Source organism: Marinifilum flexuosum (assembly GCF_003610555.1).
Lineage (GTDB): Bacteria > Bacteroidota > Bacteroidia > Bacteroidales > Marinifilaceae > Marinifilum > Marinifilum flexuosum.
Genome location: NZ_RAPQ01000016.1, coordinates 1 through 4330, shown reverse-complemented (window position 1 = coordinate 4330; position 4330 = coordinate 1). Strand labels below are relative to the sequence as shown.

At 33.0% G+C, this 4330-nt stretch carries 4 protein-coding genes; 1 reads left to right on the top strand and 3 read right to left on the bottom strand.

The window, feature by feature from the left end; translation table 11 throughout:
* A partial coding sequence (locus BXY64_RS21185) for a transposase (protein WP_211334571.1) occupies nt 1–927 on the top strand: 927 nt, incomplete at its 5' end.
* Between the two features lie 136 nt (nt 928–1063).
* Here BXY64_RS21185 and BXY64_RS21180 read toward each other — a convergent pair.
* The 3 genes from BXY64_RS21180 to BXY64_RS21170 form a co-directional block, all read right to left on the bottom strand.
* Nucleotides 1064–2614 (bottom strand): hypothetical protein, encoded by a 1551-nt coding sequence (locus BXY64_RS21180; RefSeq protein WP_120241973.1) that lies wholly within the window; start codon nt 2612–2614, stop codon nt 1064–1066.
* Between the two features lie 3 nt (nt 2615–2617).
* On the bottom strand, nt 2618–2989 hold the full coding sequence (locus BXY64_RS21175; protein WP_120241972.1) for a hypothetical protein: 372 nt from the start codon (nt 2987–2989) through the stop codon (nt 2618–2620).
* A gap of 202 nt (nt 2990–3191) precedes the next feature.
* A partial coding sequence (locus BXY64_RS21170) for a DUF6624 domain-containing protein (protein WP_120241971.1) occupies nt 3192–4330 on the bottom strand: 1139 nt, incomplete at its 5' end.

Here is a 4330-nt window from a genome sequence, read left to right as displayed (position 1 = left end):
CTGCAAGGGATAAAAAGTCGCAACCGTAACTGGCAGAAAAATCAGGATCAACGTCCGGGAGCTGCTAACAAAGGCGCCAAGTACACCAGTAACAAGACCCATTACAGTCCAACCGATCCCGATGCCAGAATCAGTGTAAAGCCTGGCAAAGCCAGAAAACTGAATTATCTAAATAATATCAGTGTTGATACAGCCAATCATGTAATAACAGATGTGAAAGCTTATCATGCCGATAAAAAAGACAATCAGTACCTGCAGGATGCCACAAAGCGCTTAAAGCATCGATTGAAAAAGCAAGGCTTGTTGTGGACAACTCTTTTGGCTGATGCTGGTTACAGTAGCGGAGAAAACTATGCATTTCTTGAAAAGGAAAACATTATCAGCTACATTCCACCACATGGAACTTACAAGGGCGGTCCCGAAGGCTTTACCTTCTGCAAGGAAGAAAATTACTGGCTTTGCCCACAGGGAAAAAAAGTTACTTTTCGAAAGCGGAAAATGGTGACAAATTCTCTTCAGGATCATTACCTGACCAAAAGAAGTGATTGTAAAAACTGTCCGATAAAACAAAAATGTATTGGCAAGAGTTTTGAAAAGAGGATCGCCATTACTGTTTACAAAGAAGAGTATGAGCGTAACAACAAAAGGGTTCGCAGCAAGTTCGGCAAATACATGAAAGGCAAGCGCCAATCTACGGTCGAACCGATTTTCGGAAGCTTAACCCAATTTATGGGACTTCGCAAAATCAACACCATCGGAATTGCCCAGGCTAATAAAGTGATGCACATGTCTGCAACGGCCTATAACCTTAAAAAACTAATGAAATTCATGAGCAAAACAGCTGAAACAATGACCAGACAGGCCATTGTTTTATTTTCTTCTTTGAGAAGTTATCTTGACTCTCTTGAGCTTGTTTTAAGGCCTTAAAAATTTAAAACACAAACAAAACCAACTGTAAAAACAAAGCCTTAAAAGCTTGCAAATTCGCATACTCTTAAGGCTTTGTTCTTATTTTTTACAAATATTACTTGATTGTGCAACGGTTACTTTTGTTGTATTCTGTTTATTTACTCCTGCAAAGTGCAAAATTTATCAGAAGTTCTTTCCAATAGCAATTAACATGTTTTGTGAGTGATTCTCCGATAACAAAATGACCACAAGTTCCACCTGGCAAAGATTTCTCGCAAAACTCATGACAATGAAATTCCTTGTGCTTATACATTTGCCCATGTAACCTATATGCAATAGGACACTTAAAATCGCTTGAGAATGCACATAGAGATTCAACGATTTCAATTACAAAAATCCATGGAACTAATACTTTATTAAGTTCATTAATAGCATCCGAATCCATAAGAGAATATAATTTATCAGATTCCAATGAGTATGGGGGGTGTGGCAGCTTCCCAATATTTGCAAAATAAAGCTGAGCTTCATGTTCCTCTCCCGATAAAAAATGAAAAGTCTTGATACTTCTTGTTATGACATCTTTACTTTCATTCCAAACATATTTACGAACCCAATTGAAGATTTCTTTTGGCAAATTTGTCAAATTTTCTATTGATTCATTATCTAGCTCAATAGAATTACTTGTAATATTCGAAGACTTAGGTGTTTTATTTCCATTAAGGTTACTTATTGTATCTTTTAGGATCGAAATAGGATGAGTTGTTTTTTTGAAAAAATTGTATAAAGATCCATTATGCAAGCTGTAATCAATACTTTCATAAAGTATGTCATCCCCACCTAGGTTGCTTATATTTAGATTGTTATTTTTGTAGATTTTATTTAAAAAAGCATTTAGCACAGTATAAACCGGCTTTTTCCTGAGTAAATTATTATAAGTTGCTGAATATTCTTTTCCAAAAGATCTCAAATATTTATTTTGCCAGGTAACTGCTTGACATTCTGTCATTGCCCTGAATCCAAGAGATTGCAAATAACATTTTTTTTCGCCACCTACTATTGCTGTTGCTGGATATACAGGAACTTCAATTTGATTTTCACCATACATAGGCAATTTAAATTTATACCATATAATATCATAATCAGTTAATTCTAGGGGGCCTGTTGCAGATAATAAATCACCATTAAAAAGAGTCCTATATATTTTAAAATTTCTACATAATCTTACAAGTTTACGAATCTCGTCAACATGCTGTCCTTTAGTACTATTCTCTTTATTAGTTTGTAAAATCGGCTCTTTAATATACTCCCCAAAGAATTTTATATTATGGAGAGCTTTAATTATATCATCAATAAATAAAATAGTCTTCGTAAAATCTTCTATCCCAATTTTTGTACACAAGCAATCATGAAAGTGTCTTACTTCATGGCTAGAAGTAGTTTGATGTAATAAAAACCTAAATTTTTGTTCAAAACTTTTACCTGATGATTCAAATTTCCTAAATGCCCTCGAAACGTCATCTAAAGATAAAGGCTTGCTTCTATCCACTAATGATTTTCTAGATACTAATAAAAAGATAAAAGGATTATAGTATGTTGTTCCATTGTCATATGAAAAAAGACTTGACATACTAGCCTCTCCACTCTTAATCTCTCCCCCTAATAGTTCATCTGTTTCTATCGACAATGAATGTTCTCTTATTTTCATTTATTAGAAAGAATCAATGTCAATGTAAATATCATTTTGTTTGGAATAAGCACTCTGAAAGTTATTAATTACTGCTATTCTTTTACATATATAGATGTATAATTCTTTTTCGTTGTCAAACATGTCATTGAAAGATTCTTCGAAAATATTCAAACTATCGACATCTAACATTCTTTCTACCGGAGAATGAAATAAATTGGTAGTAGTTTCTATAAATTCTTTTATATTTTCAATATTTTCAATGATCCATAAAAGAGCAGCTTTTGAAGCAAGGATTTCTTTTTTATGCTTTTTTAAAAAAACCTTTAACTTAACATGGTTAACATTCTCTTTAAGTTCTTTTAAAAGATTTTGATTTTTTTTGATTTCTTCCATCTAATATTTTTTGAGTAGTGAAGTTAGTTTAAGCTTCTATTTATATTGTTATCGTGATAAATTGAATACAACCGGTCTCGGCTATGAGTAGTTGCGTGGGTTAGTACTAAACTTTGCAAGTACACACCAAACTGAAAATCCGCGAGGTTTTTCAGAAGTAGGCGAGAACAAGCAATTACTTATAGCCATTGTTGGCATTTCGTTATTTTTTTTCAGCCTCTAATTTCGCAGTCATTTCTTTATGTTTTTCTACATCCCAAGTTATATTCCAATTCGATATATATTCTTGTAAAGTACCAAGTCCAACTTCGGCTCTTCTTTCATCAACTTTTTCTGGATTTTCGATTGGAGAAACATAAAACTCTCCTGTTTCTTGGTTTCTCCCAATTTGACTACCGTAAATTTGTCTTTTGCCAGTTCTTAAAGCTACTCTGTCCTCTAATAATGCTAAACTACTTGGTCGTGCATTATTTTTCTTGACCGCTTCTCTCATCATTGGTAAATATTTTTCCTGTATTTCAATTGGCGAATGTTGAATGACTAAAAATAATGTCATATTTCCTTGTCCTCCAATTATGTCTTGACCAAGCCAACCTCTTTCGTCAAGGATCTTCTGAATTTTTATAAGATTGATTGAGTCTTTTTCACTTATGGTTTTCCAATGCGCTTTCATTTCGTCCGAATCTCTACCATATTTTTCCTCAACCTCCCTAATTTGTCTTCTTAAACCTTGGTCTTCTTGATATATTGTATCAAGAATTGCGACTAAAGGTTTGTCCAAATTTGCTTCTGCTTTTTCTTTATTGCTTTTAACTAAATCTAAAACTTCATTCCATCTTTTATCAGAATGTAGATTAGACAAATCACTATCTGTTGTAATATGTCTATAATTACCGTAATTACCTTTCTCTGCTATTCTGAATAATTGCACGAAAGATGAGTCAATTTGATTTGCTAAAGCCCAAGAACAAGCAGCATTATATCTGTCGGTTGAATTCCCTTTATTTCCAAGAGTAACAAATGCTTCTGAATATTTCTTTGCAGATGCTAAATAATCTTGATTTTCATATAGACTCCAGGCTTCGTTTTTCAGTTCTGCATATTTTGCTCTTTCCTCTGAAGTAGGTTCTTTCTCTACTATTTTTTCTTCCTTTTTTTCTCCATTATTACAGGATGAAAATATTATTAGTAGTACTAAAATTATTATGTTTTTCATTGGTTTCTTGGTTTTGTTATAATGAATGCCAACGTAAAAGTGTTTTATCCTTTCGTTTGATAAAATTAACAAAACATTATTAAGAGAGTTGAATTTTCTTCGCAGAATAATTCCAAATAAAGGAT

Bases quoted from the DNA above. Each gene is read 5' to 3' on its own strand.
- BXY64_RS21180 (WP_120241973.1), bottom strand. From the start codon at position 2,614: ATGAAAATAAGAGAACATTCATTGTCGATAGAAACAGATGAACTATTA.
- BXY64_RS21175 (WP_120241972.1), bottom strand. From the start codon at position 2,989: ATGGAAGAAATCAAAAAAAATCAAAATCTTTTAAAAGAACTTAAAGAG.